General features: G+C 71.9%; 14 protein-coding genes. 7 read left to right on the forward strand and 7 right to left on the reverse strand.

Going from position 1 to position 16,552, the window contains the following annotated elements; genetic code table 11:
- The first annotated feature begins 362 nt into the window (after positions 1 to 362).
- The gene (locus ACIQMX_RS18135) at positions 363 to 2,651 is read left to right on the forward strand and encodes a glycosyl hydrolase family 18 protein (protein ID WP_402479111.1); all 2,289 of its coding nucleotides are present in this window, start codon (positions 363 to 365) and stop codon (positions 2,649 to 2,651) included.
- 70 nt (positions 2,652 to 2,721) lie between these two features.
- Here ACIQMX_RS18135 and ACIQMX_RS18140 read toward each other — a convergent pair whose 3' ends face one another.
- Positions 2,722 to 3,369 carry a hypothetical protein gene (locus ACIQMX_RS18140; RefSeq protein ID WP_363076029.1) on the reverse strand — a complete coding sequence of 216 codons (648 nt, stop codon included), beginning with the start codon at positions 3,367 to 3,369 and terminating at the stop codon, positions 2,722 to 2,724.
- Between the two features lie 344 nt (positions 3,370 to 3,713).
- On the opposite strand from ACIQMX_RS18140, the gene ACIQMX_RS18145 reads away from it, so the two are divergent.
- Both ACIQMX_RS18145 and ACIQMX_RS18150 read left to right on the forward strand, forming a co-directional pair.
- Complete coding sequence (locus tag ACIQMX_RS18145) at positions 3,714 to 4,832, forward strand: hypothetical protein (protein ID WP_402479115.1); 1,119 nt, start codon at positions 3,714 to 3,716, stop codon at positions 4,830 to 4,832.
- A gap of 271 nt (positions 4,833 to 5,103) precedes the next feature.
- Complete coding sequence (locus ACIQMX_RS18150; RefSeq protein WP_402479118.1) at positions 5,104 to 6,783, forward strand: hypothetical protein; 1,680 nt, start codon at positions 5,104 to 5,106, stop codon at positions 6,781 to 6,783.
- Between the two features lie 335 nt (positions 6,784 to 7,118).
- On the opposite strand, the gene aceB is transcribed toward ACIQMX_RS18150, so the two are convergent.
- Genes aceB through ACIQMX_RS18165 form a run of 3 tightly spaced genes read right to left on the reverse strand, consistent with a single transcriptional unit; the run spans position 7,119 to position 9,605 of the window.
- A complete protein-coding gene (gene aceB / locus ACIQMX_RS18155; protein ID WP_363076035.1) occupies positions 7,119 to 8,738 on the reverse strand; it encodes a malate synthase A in 1,620 nt (539 codons plus the stop codon).
- A 38-nt stretch (positions 8,739 to 8,776) separates the two neighbouring features.
- Positions 8,777 to 8,980, reverse strand: coding sequence for a hypothetical protein (locus ACIQMX_RS18160; protein WP_402479122.1), 204 nt, complete (start codon positions 8,978 to 8,980; stop codon positions 8,777 to 8,779).
- Complete coding sequence (locus ACIQMX_RS18165; protein ID WP_402479125.1) at positions 8,973 to 9,605, reverse strand: NTP transferase domain-containing protein; 633 nt, start codon at positions 9,603 to 9,605, stop codon at positions 8,973 to 8,975. Before ACIQMX_RS18165 ends, ACIQMX_RS18160 begins: the two co-directional genes overlap by 8 nt.
- A 243-nt stretch (positions 9,606 to 9,848) precedes the next feature.
- On the opposite strand from ACIQMX_RS18165, the gene ACIQMX_RS18170 reads away from it, so the two are divergent.
- Positions 9,849 to 10,148 (forward strand): DUF5955 family protein, encoded by a 300-nt coding sequence (locus ACIQMX_RS18170; protein ID WP_363076152.1) that lies wholly within the window; start codon positions 9,849 to 9,851, stop codon positions 10,146 to 10,148.
- Between the two features lie 19 nt (positions 10,149 to 10,167).
- Here the strand turns inward: ACIQMX_RS18170 and ACIQMX_RS18175 are convergent, their stop codons facing one another.
- Positions 10,168 to 10,806 (reverse strand): response regulator transcription factor, encoded by a 639-nt coding sequence (locus tag ACIQMX_RS18175; RefSeq protein ID WP_363076041.1) that lies wholly within the window; start codon positions 10,804 to 10,806, stop codon positions 10,168 to 10,170.
- Positions 10,803 to 12,011, reverse strand: coding sequence for a sensor histidine kinase (locus ACIQMX_RS18180; RefSeq protein WP_402479129.1), 1,209 nt, complete (start codon positions 12,009 to 12,011; stop codon positions 10,803 to 10,805). Before ACIQMX_RS18180 ends, ACIQMX_RS18175 begins: the two co-directional genes overlap by 4 nt.
- Positions 12,012 to 12,121: 110 nt before the next feature.
- On the opposite strand from ACIQMX_RS18180, the gene ACIQMX_RS18185 reads away from it, so the two are divergent.
- Entirely contained in the window at positions 12,122 to 13,213 is a 1,092-nt protein-coding gene (locus ACIQMX_RS18185; protein WP_402479132.1) for an ABC transporter permease, read from the forward strand.
- 118 nt (positions 13,214 to 13,331) lie between these two features.
- The gene (locus ACIQMX_RS18190) at positions 13,332 to 14,012 is read left to right on the forward strand and encodes an ABC transporter ATP-binding protein (protein WP_363076047.1); all 681 of its coding nucleotides are present in this window, start codon (positions 13,332 to 13,334) and stop codon (positions 14,010 to 14,012) included.
- A gap of 67 nt (positions 14,013 to 14,079) precedes the next feature.
- Here the strand turns inward: ACIQMX_RS18190 and ACIQMX_RS18195 are convergent, their stop codons facing one another.
- Entirely contained in the window at positions 14,080 to 14,880 is an 801-nt protein-coding gene (locus tag ACIQMX_RS18195) for an IclR family transcriptional regulator (protein WP_363076049.1), read from the reverse strand.
- A gap of 326 nt (positions 14,881 to 15,206) precedes the next feature.
- Between ACIQMX_RS18195 and allB the strand changes: the two genes are divergently transcribed.
- Positions 15,207 to 16,550, forward strand: a complete 1,344-nt coding sequence (gene allB, locus ACIQMX_RS18200; RefSeq protein ID WP_402479136.1) for an allantoinase AllB — start codon at positions 15,207 to 15,209, stop codon at positions 16,548 to 16,550.
- Positions 16,551 to 16,552 lie beyond the last annotated feature (2 nt).

Here is a 16,552-nt window from a genome sequence, read left to right on the forward strand (position 1 = left end):
CGGGCGGCAGCCCACCGGGTACTCGGTGGGCCGGGCCGCGACCGCGTCGTCTGCGGGGGTTCGGTACGCAGACGGGCATGGGTCGTACGCCTGCTTGCTGTCAGGGCGCGGGGCCTCTGCGCTGCGGCCGTGCCGGCCGTGGTTCCGGCGACGAGCGGGTGGGCTTGCGCGCACCCGTGCTCAGGGCCGTGCCGTGGGTGTCCGGCCGACGGGCGAGGGCCGTGTATCCGGGATCGGGCCAAGTGGTCTGTACCTCTTGACGAGTTGGTCCAGACCAATTAACTTCCCCTGTGCTCCATGGAACGACATGCATCCGCTCCTCCCGAGGGCCGCCTCACCGGTCCCAGCCGCAAGGGAGAACCATGTTCGAGCACACGCCCCTCAGACGGAGGACGGCGACCGCACTGTTCGCCGTCCTCGCCCTCCTTCTCGCTCTGCTGTCCCTCCAGGCCGGCCCCGCGCACGCGGCGGGCAAGCTCACGGCGACGTTCACCTCGGCCGACAACGGCCCGTGGTGGAAGGGCACCTACATCCTGCGCAACGACACCGACACGGCCGTCACCGGCTGGAGCCTGGAGTTCGACCTGCCCGCCGGGGTCGCGATCAGCTCCTCGTACAACGGCACCGTCACCACCCAGGGCAGTCACATCACCGCGGTCAACGCCCACTACAACGGCACGATCGCCGCGCACAGCACCACCGAGCCCTACAGCTTCTGGTTCGTCGCCACGGGTCCGATCACCGTGCCGACCGGCTGCCGGATCAACGGTGACAAGTGCGACGGTTCCGCCGACGCGCCGCCCGGCGCGCCCGGCGGCCTCAGGCAGACGGATGTGACCGCCCGCACCGCCTCCCTGTCCTGGACCGCCGCCACCGCGGGAGACTTCCCCGTGGCCTCGTACGACATCCTGGCCGGCGGCAAGGTCGTGGGATCGGCCACCGCGGCCACGTCCGCCACCGTCAGCGGTCTCACCCCCGCCACCGCCTACTCCTTCACCGTCCGGGCCAAGGACACCCGGGGGAACACCTCCGCCGAGAGCGCCCCGCTGGCGCTCACCACCGTCGACCCGGCCACCGACACCTCGCCGCCGACGGCCCCGGCCACCCTGCGCGCAACCGCGACCGACTCCTCGTCCGTCACGCTGGCCTGGAACGCCGCGACGGACAACCAGCGGGTCGCCGCGTACGACATCTACCGCGGCTCCGCCCCGGCCACCACGGTCTCCGGCACCACGACCACCGCCACCATCGGCGGCCTGTCGCCCTCGACCTCGTACACCTTCACCGTCAAGGCGCGCGACGCGGCCGACAACGCCTCGCCCGCGAGCAACACCCTCACCGTGAAGACCGACGACATCGTGGGCGCCGGCAACTACGCGAAGGTCGGCTACTTCGTGCAGTGGGGGATCTACGGCCGCCAGTACTTCGTGAAGAACCTCCACGACTCCGGCGCCGCCGGGAAGCTCGACATCGTCAACTACGCCTTCGCCAACATCGACCCCAACAACCTCACCTGCCTCAACGGAGTCACCAAGGGCACCACCGCCGACCCCCAGGACCCCGAGCAGGGCACCGGAGCCGGCGACGCGGACGCCGACTACGCCCGCCCGTTCGGCGCCGCCCAGTCCGTGGACGGGGTCGCGGACGACGGCTGGGGCAAACTGCGCGGCAACTTCAACCAGTTGAAGAAGCTGAAGAAGCTCCACCCGGACCTCAAGATCGTGGTCTCGCTCGGCGGCTGGACCTACTCGAAGTACTTCTCCGACGTCGCCGCCACCGACGCCGCCCGCAAGAAGTTCGTCTCCTCCTGCATCGACATGTACATCAAGGGCAACCTGCCCGAGTACAACGGCGCGGGCGGCCCCGGCACCGCGGCCGGCATCTTCGACGGCTTCGACATCGACTGGGAGTGGCCCGGCACCGGCACCGGACACCCCGGCAACCACTACTCGCCCGCCGACAAGAACAACCTCACCCTGCTGCTCGCCGAGTTCCGCAAGCAGTTGGACGCGCTCGGCGGCGGCCACCGCCTCCTGACCGCGTTCACCCCCGCCGACCCGCAGAAGATCGACGAGGGCTGGGACCTGTCCAAGGTCTTCGACTCCCTGGACGTGGCCAACGTCCAGGGCTACGACTTCCACGGCTCGGGCAGCGACAACTCCTGGGAACCCAACCGCGCCGGCCACCAGGCCAACCTCTACACGGACGCCCAGGACCCGTACGACTTCCACTTCAGCGCGGACGCCGCCATCAAGGCGTACACCGACGCCGGTGTGGAACCCCGCAAACTGACCCTCGGCATCCCGTTCTACGGCCGCGGCTGGCAGAACGTCACCGACGGCGGAGCGGCGGGCGAATGGCAGCCCGCGGGCGGCGCGGCCCCCGGCCAGTTCGCCGAGGAGGCCGGCACCCGGGGCTACTCCAACCTCATCGGCGCGTACCCCACGATGACGGTGCACCACGACGAGCAGTCCGTATCGACCTACGGATACAACGGCAACCAGTGGTGGTCGTTCGACGACACCTGGTCCATCGGCAAGAAGACCGCGTACGTCAAGGACAAGGGCCTGCTGGGCGTCATGGTCTGGGAGATGTCGGGGGACACCCCGCAGGGCACCCTGATGAGCGCGCTCGACACCGGGCTGCGATAGGCGGCGCGTACGGCAACGGAAGGCCGGCCCGCGGAGTTCCGGCGGACTCTGCGGGCCGGCCGGTGCGGTCTCACAGGATGATGCGGTCCCGCACCCATCGCAGGCAGTCCTCGTCCGGGACGGGCAGCTCCTCGCCCGCCGGCCAGGGAACAACGGCCAGGACCAGATGGGTCAGATAGCCGTAGGGGCCGCCGTCCTCGCGCGGGGCCAGCACGACCCCGTGCTCGCCCATCCGCCATATCCGGCACCGCAGATGGGGCCCCATGCCGAGCCAGTCGTTGGAGCGAAGCGTGCGCAGCGGCGGACCGAGCTCGGCTGCGACGGCCTCCGCCGCCCGGTCGAGCACGGCCTCGCACTCCGCTTCGTCCGGCTGCTGAAGAAGGACCCATCCCGGCAGCGCGGCCCACTCCCCGACGAGCTCGACGAGCGCGTCGTGACCGTACTCATCGGGATCCGGCGGATCGACGGGATACGCCTCGCCGAAGGTCAGGACCAGCGTGCACTCCGGGTCGCCCAGCGGTTCGCCCTCGTACCACAGGACGTGATGGTGCCCGGTGATGACGGCGTCGGAGACGAGGTAGGTGTACCTCCAGCCGAGCTCCTTCTCGCTGTACTCGTCGAACTCCTCCTCGGGCACGGCCCGCAGGGCGGGCATGGCCAGCAACTCCCGTACCGCGGTGGAGGAGAGCGGCGAGTGGGCGAGCGAATGGACGGGCATGGGGCGCGGTACTCCCTTGGTCGGTGCGTGACGGAGCCGGGTCCGGGGCTGACGAGGGAACGATGCCACAGAGGCCGGGCAGGACGCAGGCGTGGCTCGGGCCCCGATGCGCCTTGGCTTCCCGGCGCCGCGCGGTGCCGGGACGCGGGCGTGGCCCGGGCCCCGACGTGCCTCCGCCTTCCGGCGCCGTGCGGTGCCGGGGCTGAGTACCCGGAACGCGACGTGCGCGGCACCGGCGGCACCGAGGCCCCGCGCCTGGCCGGATACGCGCTCTTTCCTCCGTGCCCGGGATGCCTTCACCCTGCGACCAGGGACGAGAGGGAGCCGTGGTGGGGGGAGCTGCGATGGCCGGGCCGCTGTACGTGCCTGTCCTGCCGGTCCGGCGGGGCGCCGTGACCGCCTACGGCCTGCTGAGCCCCGCGATACGTCACCGGCTCGCGCCGCTGTGGACGCTGCCACCGCGCACCGGCCCCGAGCGCACGCGCGGCGCGTCACCCCCGCCGGACCCGGCAGCCGACGGACACGAGACGGACGCCTGGCTCACGCCCCGCGTGGACCGGCTCATCGAGGCGATGGACGGGAATCCCGGGTGGGTGGACGCCGGACATGTGGAGTCCGAGCTGAACGGCTCCGCCCACGCACTGTGGCGGTTGATCACCCGGAGCGGCATGGTTCTGGTCACCGCTCCCGGGCGCGACCGGACGCTTCAGAGGCAAGCGGCTGACCTCGCCTTCGTCAGTGGCCGGGGACTCGCCATCCGGATGGCCGTCGACGAACCGCCCGACGAGCCCCGGTCCACGGAACTGCTGGCCCTCGTGGACCGGCTGTGCATGCCGCCCTCGCACCTCGACCTCATTCTCGACGCGGGCGAGGTGGATGATGTGGCCGGGTCCGGCAAGCGGGCCGTGATCGCCCTGGACCTCCTCGGATCGCTCCTGCCGTGGCGCACCGTCGTCCTGACGGCGGGAGCCTTTCCCCGCGCCGCCGAGACGTTCGAGGCGGGGGCCGCGTCAGCGGTCACCGCCCGGCCGGAGCGCCACGACCGGGCCCTGCACGACTGGATACGCCGGGTCCGTCCGGAGCAGGTCCCGGTGTACGGGGACTACTCCGTGGAGCACGTCCTCGGCGCGAACCTCGCCGACGACCGCTTCGCCCGATACGGTCCGCCCTGGGGCCTGCTCCGCTACACCGGCCCCGGACACTTCCTCGTCGCCAGGGCTCCTACGCGGGGCAACCACCACACGGACCGGGTCAGAGCCCTCGCCCGGTGGATCGTGAGGGACGAGGTCTTCCGCCGGTCGGGCGCGGACCGAAGTGCGGCAGAGGACTGGTGGGAGGCCTGCGCCGAGGGTGCCGGACCCAGAGGATCGGGCAACCCCGAGCGATGGGTCCAGATGGGGCACATCCAGCATCTCAGCTACGTGACGCGCTGTTTGCTGAGAGAGGGAGAGGGCCTGCGGTGAGACCGCTGTAGCGTGGTTCCACGCCCCGGAGCATCCGGGCCCGCGCGAACGAGTGGCCGTCCTTCACGCTCGGCAGGCAGGCCTCTCCGCCGCATATCCCGACGGGCAAAGCTCGCTGCGCTTACGCTCGTTGGCTCATCACGCGTCCCGGGAGCGAAGAGAAGCGCGGTGCGGGCGGGCGTGGTACGAGAGTCGTCCCGGCGCCGACCGCGCACGACCCGTGCGGGAGGGCGGAGGCGGGCGGGAGCAGTGTCCCGGAACGGAGAGCGCCATGCTACGAGCCCTGCGGACGGCCACCCGGCGATCGGGCGGCAGGACGGTACCGGGTCAGCGAGCCGGGGTCGGGCCCGCCGATGCGGATGGCCCCGATGGGCTCGGAGGGACAGCACCGCTGCCCGCCGAACCCTTCAACCGCCGGATCGAGGTTCTGGTCGCGGTCGTCGACAGCCCGGACGAGACGGGCCTCGCGGCGCAGCTCCTGGAAGGGCGTGGGTGGTCAGTACGGCCATGGTTCCCCGGAGACGCCACCGAGGGAGCCCGGGCGCTCGGCCCCGGCCGGGTGGGGCTGCTGGTCGAAGTCCGGCTGCACGGTGCGCGCTTCGGAGCCGTTCAGGCCGCGGTCTCCGAGATCGAGAACCTGGCTCGCCGCCATCAGGCGGGCATGTGGGTGGTCGATGCGTTTCTCATCGAGCACGACCTGACCCACGACTACCGCTCCGTGTTCCACGCTCACCGCCGCCTCCCGGAAGCATCCGCTCCCTCCGGCCTCGCGAGCCCGCGATCCCGGATCGCGGCCCTGCGTACGTCACTCGGTGTGATCTCCACCGTCCGCATCCTCAAGCAGACCGGCCGCCCATCTGCCGAAGAGCTCGAACGGCGTCTGGAGCGCGGAGCGCTCACCGGGCGCCCGTACGACCCGCGGAGCCTTCAACTCCGCATTCCCATGGGAAGGATGGGCCGGGATCCCGACGAACCCCCGCCGGTTCCCGTGTCGGTCTGGCGCCTGGCAGGCCCCGTGCTCGTGGCCCTGCTCCTGGCGGTCGCCTGCGGAATCGCCGCTGCGGCCGTGGAGGGCCTGCCGGCGCTGGTGCCGCTGCTCATGGCGTGTGCCCTGGTGTGGCCCGTGGGCCATGAACTCACCGACCGCAGGCGGGAACAGCATCGTGCGGTCATCGTGCTCTGGGGCTTTGCGGGCGTCGCTCCCATGACTCTGGCCGGACTGCTGCTGACCCTCAGCATGCCCGGGCCCCCGGCGCAGGTGGCGCGCGTGACGGCGTACGCGGTGCTCGGGGGTGTGCTCTGCGTCCTGATCCTCTACGGACTGGGGTACGCCCTGGTCCACTCCTGGTTCAGCCGCAATGCCAACTGGGCCGTCCCTGCTCTCGTTCCCGCGCTGGCTCTGAGCCTGCCCTGGTTCGGCGGCCTGCTCCACACGATGTATCTCAAAGCCGGGTTCGGCGTCCCTTCCGACGCCATCCAGGTCTCGGTGTACTGGTCCTACGCCGCCTCGCTCAAGCCCATCGGCATCGCCCTCGGGCTCTCGGCGGTGGTGCTGGCGCTCGCCGGGTGGATGCGCCACTACCACCAGTGGGTCCACGCGCGAGCCATGGTCCGGATCGGCGTTCCGCTCATGAGTCTCTTCGTCATCGGGATCTCCCTGACCGCCGGACTCGTCGGAGCGGAGAAGGCCGCGAACCGGGCACGCACGGCTGCGGCGTCCGGCGAGGCGCCGGCTCCGTACTACGGAGTCCAGGGCCGTCTCGTCTGCGTCGAGCCCGTGTCCGAGGAGATCGCCGTCTTCAACGGGCCGCTTGCCGTCACGCGTCCCCTGCTCACCTTCGGTATGTCCGGGGACCGTGTATGGCTGTGGGATCCCGGGCGCGACGAGTCCGTGTCCGTCCGGCTCGAGGACGTGGTCGTCACCGAGGCCGGGGCGAGCGCCTGCCGCTGAGGCGGACCCGGACCGTCCACCGGGACCCGGACCGTCCACCGGGACCCGGACCGTCCACCGGGACGCGGGGCGGCTGCCGTACGCGCACATCGAAGAGCGGGTGTCCACGCCGCGCGGCGTCACCCGCGCCGGACAGCCGTCGGCGGGTGTCGCGCGGCACGGCCAACGGGCGATGCGGAGCCGGCGTGAACACATCCTCCGGCTTTCACCGGGTGCGGGACGGGCCGGAACATCCGGCACGGGCCGCGACGGAGCCCGGCGACGACGCGGCGACGCCCCGCCACCGGGCGTTCGGATGGCGGGGCGTCGGTCCTTGCGCGTCGGAACGTGCGGGATCAGCGCAGCTGTTCGTACGCCGGCAGCGTCAGGAAGTCCGCGTAGTCCTGGTCCAAGGAGACCTGGAGCAGCAGGTCGTGGGCCTGCTGCCACTTGCCGGCGGTGAAGGCCTCCTCGCCCACCTCCGCGCGGATCGCGGTCAGTTCCTCGGCCGCGACCCTGCGGGCCAGCTCCGCCGTGGCGTGCTCGCCGTTCTCGAAGACCACGTCCGCGTTGATCCACTGCCAGATCTGCGAGCGCGAGATCTCGGCCGTGGCCGCGTCCTCCATCAGGTTGAAGATGGCGACCGCGCCCATGCCGCGCAGCCACGCCTCGATGTAGCGGATACCGACCGCGACGGCGTTGCGCAGGCCGTCGTACGTGGGCTTGGCGTGCAGGGTGTCGATGGCGATCAGGTCTCCCGCGGCCACCGAGACGTCCTCGCGCAGGCGCTCCTTCTGGTTCGGCTTCTCGCCGAGGACCGCGTCGAAGGAGGCCATGGCGATCGGGACCAGGTCGGGGTGGGCGACCCAGGAGCCGTCGAAGCCGTCGCCGGCCTCGCGGTCCTTGTCGGCCTTGACCTTCTCGAAGGCGACCTTGTTGACCTCGGCGTCCCGGCGGGACGGGATGAAGGCGGCCATGCCGCCGATCGCGTGGGCGCCGCGCTTGTGGCAGGTGCGGACGAGCAGTTCGGTGTACGCCCGCATGAACGGGGCGGTCATCGTCACCGCGTTGCGGTCCGGGAGGACGAACTTCGGGCCGCCGTCACGGAAGTTCTTGACGATGGAGAAGAGGTAGTCCCAGCGGCCCGCGTTGAGCCCGGAGGCGTGGTCGCGGAGCTCGTAGAGGATCTCCTCCATCTCGTACGCGGCAGTGATCGTCTCGATCAGGACCGTGGCGCGGACGGTTCCCTGCGGAATGCCCACGTAGTCCTGGGCGAAGACGAAGATGTCGTTCCAGAGGCGGGCCTCCAGGTGCGACTCCGTCTTGGGGAGGTAGAAGTACGGGCCCTTGCCGAGGTCGATGAGGCGCTGCGCGTTGTGGAAGAAGTAGAGGCCGAAGTCGACCAGCGCGCCGGGCACCGGGGTGCCGTCGAGCTGGAGGTGGCGCTCGTCCAGGTGCCAGCCGCGGGGGCGGGTGACGACGGTCGCGAGCTCGTCGGCCGGCTTGAGCGCGTACGACTTGCCGGACCCGGGGTCGGTGAAGTCGATGGCGCGGGTGTAGGCGTCGATCAGGTTGAGCTGGCCGGTGACGACGTTCTCCCACGTGGGGGCGGACGCGTCCTCGAAGTCGGCGAGCCAGACCTTCGCGCCCGAGTTCAGGGCGTTGATGGTCATCTTGCGGTCGGTGGGACCAGTGATCTCCACCCGGCGGTCGCTCAGAGCGGCGGGCGCCGGAGCGACCTTCCAGGAGTCGTCCGCACGGACCGCGGCGGTCTCCGGCAGGAAGTCCAGCGTGGAGGTGCGGGCGATCTCGCCGCGGCGCTCGCCGCGGCGGGCGAGCAGCTCGTCACGGCGCGGTGTGAACCGGCGGTGCAGCTCGGCCACGAACGCGAGGGCCGCGGGGGTGAGGACCTCGTCCTGCCGGGGCAGGGTCTCGGCATCGACGATGGCCAGCGAGGACGGCGCTGGTGCGGACATGAGCGGTCACTCCTTCAGCGGGCGGTGCGGGCGACGTCTCACGGCCGCCGGGTCGCCTGAAATGGCACGGCGTGCCAGGGCTCCGGGATACGGCCGTGGTCGCCGTCTGAGGTGCAGAGGGCTTCTGACCAGTGGATAGTAGTTTCCTTATCGTGGAAGTTCAATGGTTTGTTGATGTCGAGATTCTCCGGTTCGACAGAAGTGCGGCCCTGCTGGCGCAGCGTGCCAGTGTGTTCACTCAAGGTGTGCCAGGTCCTCCGCCGTGTCGATGTCGTACGCCTGAGCGACATCGGAACACTCGACGAGTGTGATCGCTTCGCGGTGCGCCCGCAGATACGTCCGTGCGCCCTGATCGCCCACCGCCCCCGCCGAGATGTCCGCCCAGAGCGCTGCCCCGAAGAGCACCGGGTGACCCCGCTCCCCGCCGTACGAGGCCGCCGCCAGGCTCGTCCGCGAGCGGTACGCCGCACGTACCCGGGCCACCGCTTCGGCGCCGATCCCCGGCTGGTCGACCAGCAGCACGACCACCGCGTCCACGTCCGTGCCGGTGAGGGCCGCGAGGCCCGTCCGCAACGAGGAGCCCATCCCCTCGGTCCACTCCGGGTTGACGCTCACCGTGCAGCCGGACAGTCCGGCGCGGGCCCGCACCTCGTCGGCGGCCGCGCCGAGCACCACGTGCACCGGGCCGCAGCCGCCCTCCCGGAGCGTGGTCACCGCGTGGTCGGCCAGCAGGCGGCCGCGGTGCTCCAGCAGCGCCTTCGGGCGCCCGCCGAGCCGCCGTCCACCGCCCGCCGCGAGCAGGAGGCCGGCCACGACGGGTGAGGCGGACGGGGAGGGCGAGGAGGAGGTGTGCGGTGTGCTTGTCATGCCGCCTGGATACACCGGGCCGGGCGTTCCCGGAAGGACCGGACCGGGCGATCCCGGAAGCGCCGGCCCGGTCCTTCCGGCCCGCGCCGGCACCAGGGACACTCCGAGTTCCGTCCGCGGAGTGGCGCCCGGCACCTGTCATGGCGTTAACTTGCCCGCATCCCCGGACACTTGACCACGGTTCGGGGTCGGGTCGAAACACCGGCACAAAGATGTGCGAGGGGGAGTGCTTTGTTGAAGAGCGTGGGGCAGGCGCGGGTGACCAGCAGTGGCGAGGACCCGAGGGTGGCGGAGTTGCGTACGGCCGTCTCCCGGCTCCGACGGGAGCTGGCCGGACATCCCGCGGAGTTCCCGGACCGTGCGATCGCCGAGGACGAGCTGGCGGCGCTGGACGCGATGGCGGCCGGCGGCGCGCCCGAGATTCCCCGGCTCCGCCGGTCGCTGCTGCTGATCGCGGGGGCGGTCGGTTCGGTCAGCGCGCTGGCGTCGGCACTCAGGGACGTACGGATCGCCGTCGATCTGTTCGGCGAGCCGCCGCGCTGAGGCCGCCGGGGCGTTGCTTTCAGCGGCGGATGAGCCTGCGGGCCGTCGCCGCCGCCACGGCCGCGGTGCGCGAGTCCACGCCCAGCTTGGCGTAGATGTGCACCAGATGGGACTTCACCGTCGCCTGGCTGAGGAAGAGCTTCTTGCTGATCTGCAGGTTCGACAGGCCCTCGCCCACCAGTTGCAGCACCTCCAGCTCGCGCTTGGTGAGGGCCTGGGCCGGCATCCGCATGCGGTCCATCAGCCGGTGCGCGACGGCCGGCGCCAGGGCCGAGCGGCCGGCCGCCGCGGTACGGACCGCGGCGGCCAGCTCCTCCGGCGGGGCGTCCTTGAGCAGATAACCGGCCGCGCCCGCCTCCACCGCCGCCAGGATGTCGGCGTCGCTGTCGTACGTCGTCAGGATCAGGACCCGGGGCGCGCCGGGCACCGCGGTGATCGCGGCGGTTGCCTCCGAGCCGTGCAGACCCGTGCCGAACTGCAGGTCCATCAGGACGACGTCGAACGCGCCGGTCGCGGCCAGGGCCACCGCCCGTTCCGCCGTGTCGGCCTCGGCGACGACCCGGAAGTCCGGCTCGGTGTCCAGGACCGCCCGCAGACCCGCCCGTACGACCGGGTGGTCATCGGCGAGCAGCAGCCGGATCGGCGTGGTCACGGTCATGCGGCATCCTGTCCGGTCCGGCCGTCGGGGAGGGGCAGCGGCAGGGTCAGGGCGACGGCCGTGCCCTGGCCGGGCGCCGATTCGACGCTCAGGGTGCCGCCCAGCGAACGGGCCCGGGACCGCATGGCGGGCAGCCCGAAGCCGCCCGTTGCGGTACCCGTGCCCGCGGCGGGCTCGTCGGTGAAGCCGCGGCCGTCGTCGACCACGTCCAGCGCCACCGAGGTGTCCATGAAACTCAGCGTGATCTCCGCCCGTCGCGCGCCGGAGTGCTGGACCGTGTTGGCCAGCGCCGACTGGGCGGTACGCAGCAGCGCCACCTCGTAGGGGGTGGGCAGCTCCACCGGAGCGCCGCTCACGGCGAACTGCACGGTCAGCCCGGGTGCGGTGGTGCGGGCCGAGAGCCGCTCAAGGGCGGCCGCCAGGGAGCCGTTCTCCAGATCGGGCGGGGTCAGGGCGCGTACGAAGCGACGGGCCTCGGCGAGATTGTCCTGGGCGGCCTCGCGGGCCCGGCGGACATGGGCCGCGGCGGGGGCGTCCGCGGGCAGGGTGCGTTCGGCGGCGCGGAGCAGCAGCTGGATGCTGGACAGGCCCTGCGCGAGGGTGTCGTGGATCTCCCGGGCCAGCCGTTCGCGCTCGGCGAGCGTCCCGGCGGTGCGCTCCGCCCCGGCCAGCTCCGCGCGGGTCGAGACGAGTTCCTCGATGAGCTCGCGGCGCCGCTCGCTCTCGCGGAACAGCGCGTCGTATCCGAGGACCGTGGCGACCGCGACCGCAGCCCCGAGCAGCGGGCCGATGAACGTGCCGGCGGTGACCTTCTCGCCGTGCAGCAGGAAACCGGCGATGGCGGCCGCCGCCGTCACCGCCACGGCGGGCAGACTCCAGCGCATCGGCAGCAGATGCAGCTGGAGGAAGTAGAGCGGGAAGGCCAGCCACAGCGCGTCCGGCGAAAGCACCAGCAGCGCCAGCCAGAGTGCCCACAGCAGCGCGAGCCACAGCGCCCCCGCCTGGGTCCCGGGCTGCACGACGGGCGCGAGAGCACCCGCCGCGTACGCCGCTGCCAGCACCGCCGCGACCACGACGACGGCCCCGGAGTGCGGGACGCCGCCGCTCACGGCCTTCACCGCGGCGAGCGCCAGCAGCCCCAGCAGCAGCGCGTGCAGACACAGCCGCAGGGCGGCGGCGACCGGGGGATGGGCACGTTTTTCCATGATTCGTCCAGCGTAGACGTGGGGTGCGCGGGGCCGGTCAATCGAAAGGTTGATGTCTCGACCGGCCCGCGGGCGATGTTTCCGCGGCCGGGAAATCCCAGGCTGGAGTCATGTTCGTCGCATGGAGAGATCTTCGGTTCGCCAAGGGCCGGTTCGCGCTCATGGGCACGGTCGTGGTGCTGATCACGCTGCTCGTGGGTCTGCTGTCCGGCCTCACCGCCGGGCTGGCCCGGGAGAACACCTCGGCCGTCACGGGGCTGGACGCCGACCACATCGCGTTCGCCGCCCCGCCCGACGGCCAGTCGGTGTCCTTCACCAACTCGACCGTCCGGGAGACCGCGTGGCGGAGCTGGGAGAAGCGGCCCGGGATCACCGCGGCGCAGCCGCTCGGCATCCGCACCCTGAACGCCTCCCCGGTGACGGGACAGCGGACGGCGGCCGTGTCGGCGTTCGGTGTCGAGCCGGGGAGCGGCCTGGCGCCCCGGGGCGCCCCGGTCGGACCGGGCGAGGTCGTGCTCTCCGGGCAGGCCGCCGAGGACCTGGCGGCCGGCGCCGGTGACCGGCTGAGGATCGGCGGCCACGAGGTCACCGTCGCGGCGGTCGCCGGCGACGCCTCGTACAGCCACACCCCGGTCGTGTGGACGGCGCTCGACGACTGGCAGCGGTTCGGCGCGGACGGCGCCGGTGGTACGGAGCACGCCACCGTGATCGCACTGACCACCACGGGTGGCGCCGATCTGGCGGCCGGTGACCGGGCTGCGGGAACCAGCACGCTCACGCTCGACGGCTCCCTCACCGCGATCGGCTCCTACCAGGCGGAGAACGGCTCGCTCCAGCTGATGCGCGGCTTCCTCTTCGCCATCTCCGCCCTGGTCATCGGCGCCTTCTTCACCGTCTGGACGATCCAGCGCAGCGGCGACGTCGCGGTTCTCAAGGCACTGGGTGCCTCCACGCCGTATCTGCTGCGGGACGCACTCGGGCAGGCCGTGGTGATGCTCGCGATCGGTACGGGAGCGGGCACCGCGCTCGCCTCCGGCATCGGCGCGCTGGTCAGCGGCGGGTCCGTGCCCTTCGTCCTGGAGGCGTCCACCGTCCTGTTCCCGGCCGCCGTCATGATCGCTCTCGGTGCGGTCGGTGCGGCCCTGTCCATCCGGCGGATCACCGCCGTCGACCCGCTGACCGCGCTGGGGAGCGCCCGATGACGCCCGTGCTGCCGTTCAGCCCCCGGGAGTGCCCGGTGACGCCCCTGCTGCCGTTCATCCGTCCCCGGGAGTGCCCGATGCCCCTCGCGCAGCCGTTCACACCACTCCGGAGTGCCCGATGACCCTCACCCTCACCGATGTCACGCTCACCTACCCGGACGGCGACGGCCGGCTCACCGCCCTGGACCGTGTCGCGCTGGACGTGCCCGCCGGCACCCTGACCGCCGTCGTCGGCCCCTCGGGCTCCGGCAAGTCGAGCCTGCTCGCCGTGGCGGCCACCCTGGTCACCCCGGACGAGGGCGCCGTCGTCGTCGCCGGTACGGACACGGCCGGGCTCGGCCGCGCGGACAAGGCGGCGCTGCGTCGCGAACGGATCGGCATCGTCTTCCAGCAGCCCAACCTGCTGCCCTCGCTGACCGCCGCCGAACAGCTCCAGGTCATGACGCACCTGTCGGGCGGCGCGGCGCGGACCGCCCGGGCCCGCGCCCTGGAACTCCTGGACGCGGTCGGTCTCGCCGGCAAGGCGGACCGCAGGCCGCACCAGCTCTCGGGCGGCCAGCGCCAGCGGATCAACATCGCACGGGCCCTGATGAACGACCCGGCGGTCCTGCTCGTCGACGAGCCGACCAGTGCCCTGGACCACGAACGGGGAGCGGCGGTGCTCGATCTCCTCGTCTCGCTGACCCGGCAGCGGTCCACGGCGACCGTCATGGTCACGCACGACCGGACCCATCTGGACCGGATGGACCGCACCGTCACGATGGAGGACGGCAGACTGACCGCCCCGGCCCTCACCTGACCGCCGGGCCGGACGGCGAAGGGGTGGTCCGGAGCGTGGAAGCCCCGGACCACCCCTTCGCCGCGTCTCAGCCGGCCGACCCGCTGCTGGCCAGCGCCTCGGACAGCTCCTTCGCGGCCTGCTGGAGGATCGGCACGATGCGCTCGGTCGCCGCCTCGGTCACCCGGCCCGCCGGTCCGGAGATCGAGATCGCCGCCGAGGTGGGGGAGTCGGGGACCGGGACCGCCAGGCAGCGGACCCCTATCTCCTGCTCGTTGTCGTCGACCGCGTACCCCACCCGGCGGACCTGCTCCAGGGCTTCGAGGAAGCCGTCCGCGGTGGTGATCGTCTTCTCGGTGGCGGCCGGCATCCCGGTCCGCGCGAGCAGGGCCCGCACCTCGTCCGGCGGGGTGTGCGCCAGCAGCGCCTTGCCCACTCCGGTGGAGTGCGGCAGCACCCGGCGGCCCACCTCGGTGAACATGCGCATCGAGTGCTTGGACGGCACCTGCGCCACGTACACGACCTCGTCGCCGTCGAGCAGCGCCATGTTGGCCGTCTCGCCGGTCTCCTCGACCAGCCGGGCCAGATACGGGCGGGCCCAGGTGCCGAGCAGCCGCGAGGCGGACTCGCCGAGCCGGATCAGCCGCGGGCCGAGCGCATAGCGCCGGTTGGGCTGCTGGCGTACGTAGCCGCAGACCACGAGCGTGCGCATCAGCCGGTGAATGGTGGGCAGCGGAAGTCCGCTGCTCGCGGAGAGCTCGCTCAGGCCGACCTCGCCCCCCGCGTCGGCCATCCGCTCCAGGAGATCGAAGGCGCGCTCAAGGGACTGCACACCGCCGCTGGAACCGGCGGACTTGGAGTCGGAAGTGCTGGCGTGGGACGGCGGCACGTCAACGGTCCTTTCGAAGCGGAAGAGCAAGGCAGCAGCCTACCGGGCACTTCCCGATCGGCCCACTGTCGCAGAGGCACCGTCCTGGCCGGTCAGGGCCCGTTCGTCCCGGTGTCCGGGGCCGGCCCGACGGTCCGTGCGGTGCCACGTATGGCCCATTCTACATTCCACTCTTCGAAATATGACTTTTACTTTGTGGAAATCTCCAGTCCGTGCCGTACGTGGTCGGCTGAGTGGTCCGAGGGCAGGATGGGGTCTTGACGGGTCGCATTCCCGAGTGAAGACTCCTTCAACAGTTCGTTGAATTCACGAAGTGGGGAGCACGGGTGTCCGGTACGGACGTGAAGCTGGTTCTGCGCTCGACGCGCGTCGTCACCCCCGGGGGCACCCGGCCCGCGGCGGTCCACATCGCGGGCGGGACGATCGACGCCGTCCTGCCGTACGACTCCGGGGTGCCGGAGGGGGCCGGGGTGGAGGACTTCGGGGACGACGTCCTGCTGCCCGGCCTCGTGGACACGCACGTCCACGTGAACGACCCCGGCCGCACCGAGTGGGAAGGCTTCCACACCGCCACCCGCGCCGCCGCGGCCGGCGGGATCACCACACTGCTCGACATGCCGCTCAACTCGCTCCCGCCGACCACCACCGTCGAGCACCTGCGGGTCAAGCAGCAGGTGGCGGCCCCCAAGGCGCACGTCGACACCGGTTTCTGGGGCGGCGCCATCCCCTCCAACGTCAAGGACCTGCGCCCGCTGTACGAGGCCGGGGTCTTCGGCTTCAAGTGCTTCCTCTCGCCCTCCGGCGTCGAGGAGTTCCCCGAACTCGACCAGGAGCAGCTGGCCCGGTCGATGGCCGAGATCGCGGGACTCGGCGGCCTCCTGATCGTGCACGCCGAGGACCCGCACCACCTGGCGACCGCGCCGCAGCGCGGCGGCCCCGCCTACGCCGACTTCCTCGCCTCCCGGCCCCGCGACGCCGAGAACACCGCGATCGAAGGTCTCATCGCGCACGCGAAACGGCTGAACGCACGCGTCCACATCCTGCACCTGTCCTCCAGCGACGCCCTGCCGCTGATCGCCGCCGCCAAGCGCGAGGGCGTCCGCGTCACCGTCGAGTCCTGCCCGCACTTCCTCACCCTCACCGCCGAGGAAGTCCCCGACGGAGCAACCGAGTTCAAGTGCTGCCCGCCCATCCGCGAGGCCGCCAACCAGGACGCGCTGTGGCAGGGGCTGGCCGACGGCACCATCGACTGCATCGTCTCCGACCACTCGCCCTGCACCACGGACCTCAAGACGCCCGACTTCGCCTCCGCCTGGGGCGGCATCTCCTCCCTCCAGCTCGGACTGCCCGCCATCTGGACCGAGGCCCGCAGGCGCGGCCACTCCCTCGACGACGTCGCCCGCTGGATGTCGGCCGCCCCCGCCGAACTGGCCGGACTGACCGCCAAGGGTGCGATCGAGGCCGGCCGCGACGCGGACTTCGCGGTCCTGGCTCCCGACGCCGCCTTCACCGTCGACCCTGCCGAGCTCTTCCACCGCAACCAGGTCACCGCCTACGCCGGCCGGACCCTGCACGGCGTCGTGCGGTCCACCTGGCTGCGCGGCGTACGCATCGCCACCGAAGGCACCCTCGCCGAACCCACCGGCCGACTCCTGACAAGGAACCACTGACC

Origin of the sequence: Streptomyces sp. NPDC091416, assembly GCF_044756845.1 — a bacterium.
Classification (GTDB): domain Bacteria; phylum Actinomycetota; class Actinomycetes; order Streptomycetales; family Streptomycetaceae; genus Streptomyces.

Bases quoted from the DNA above. Each gene is read 5' to 3' on its own strand.
- ACIQMX_RS18150 (WP_402479118.1), top strand. From the start codon at position 5,104: ATGCTACGAGCCCTGCGGACGGCCACCCGGCGATCGGGCGGCAGGACG.
- ACIQMX_RS18165 (WP_402479125.1), bottom strand. From the start codon at position 9,605: ATGACAAGCACACCGCACACCTCCTCCTCGCCCTCCCCGTCCGCCTCA.
- ACIQMX_RS18190 (WP_363076047.1), top strand. From the start codon at position 13,332: ATGACCCTCACCCTCACCGATGTCACGCTCACCTACCCGGACGGCGAC.
- aceB (WP_363076035.1), bottom strand. From the start codon at position 8,738: ATGTCCGCACCAGCGCCGTCCTCGCTGGCCATCGTCGATGCCGAGACC.
- ACIQMX_RS18180 (WP_402479129.1), bottom strand. From the start codon at position 12,011: ATGGAAAAACGTGCCCATCCCCCGGTCGCCGCCGCCCTGCGGCTGTGT.
- ACIQMX_RS18145 (WP_402479115.1), top strand. From the start codon at position 3,714: ATGGCCGGGCCGCTGTACGTGCCTGTCCTGCCGGTCCGGCGGGGCGCC.
- ACIQMX_RS18135 (WP_402479111.1), top strand. From the start codon at position 363: ATGTTCGAGCACACGCCCCTCAGACGGAGGACGGCGACCGCACTGTTC.
- ACIQMX_RS18185 (WP_402479132.1), top strand. From the start codon at position 12,122: ATGTTCGTCGCATGGAGAGATCTTCGGTTCGCCAAGGGCCGGTTCGCG.
- ACIQMX_RS18140 (WP_363076029.1), bottom strand. From the start codon at position 3,369: ATGCCCGTCCATTCGCTCGCCCACTCGCCGCTCTCCTCCACCGCGGTA.
- ACIQMX_RS18175 (WP_363076041.1), bottom strand. From the start codon at position 10,806: ATGACCGTGACCACGCCGATCCGGCTGCTGCTCGCCGATGACCACCCG.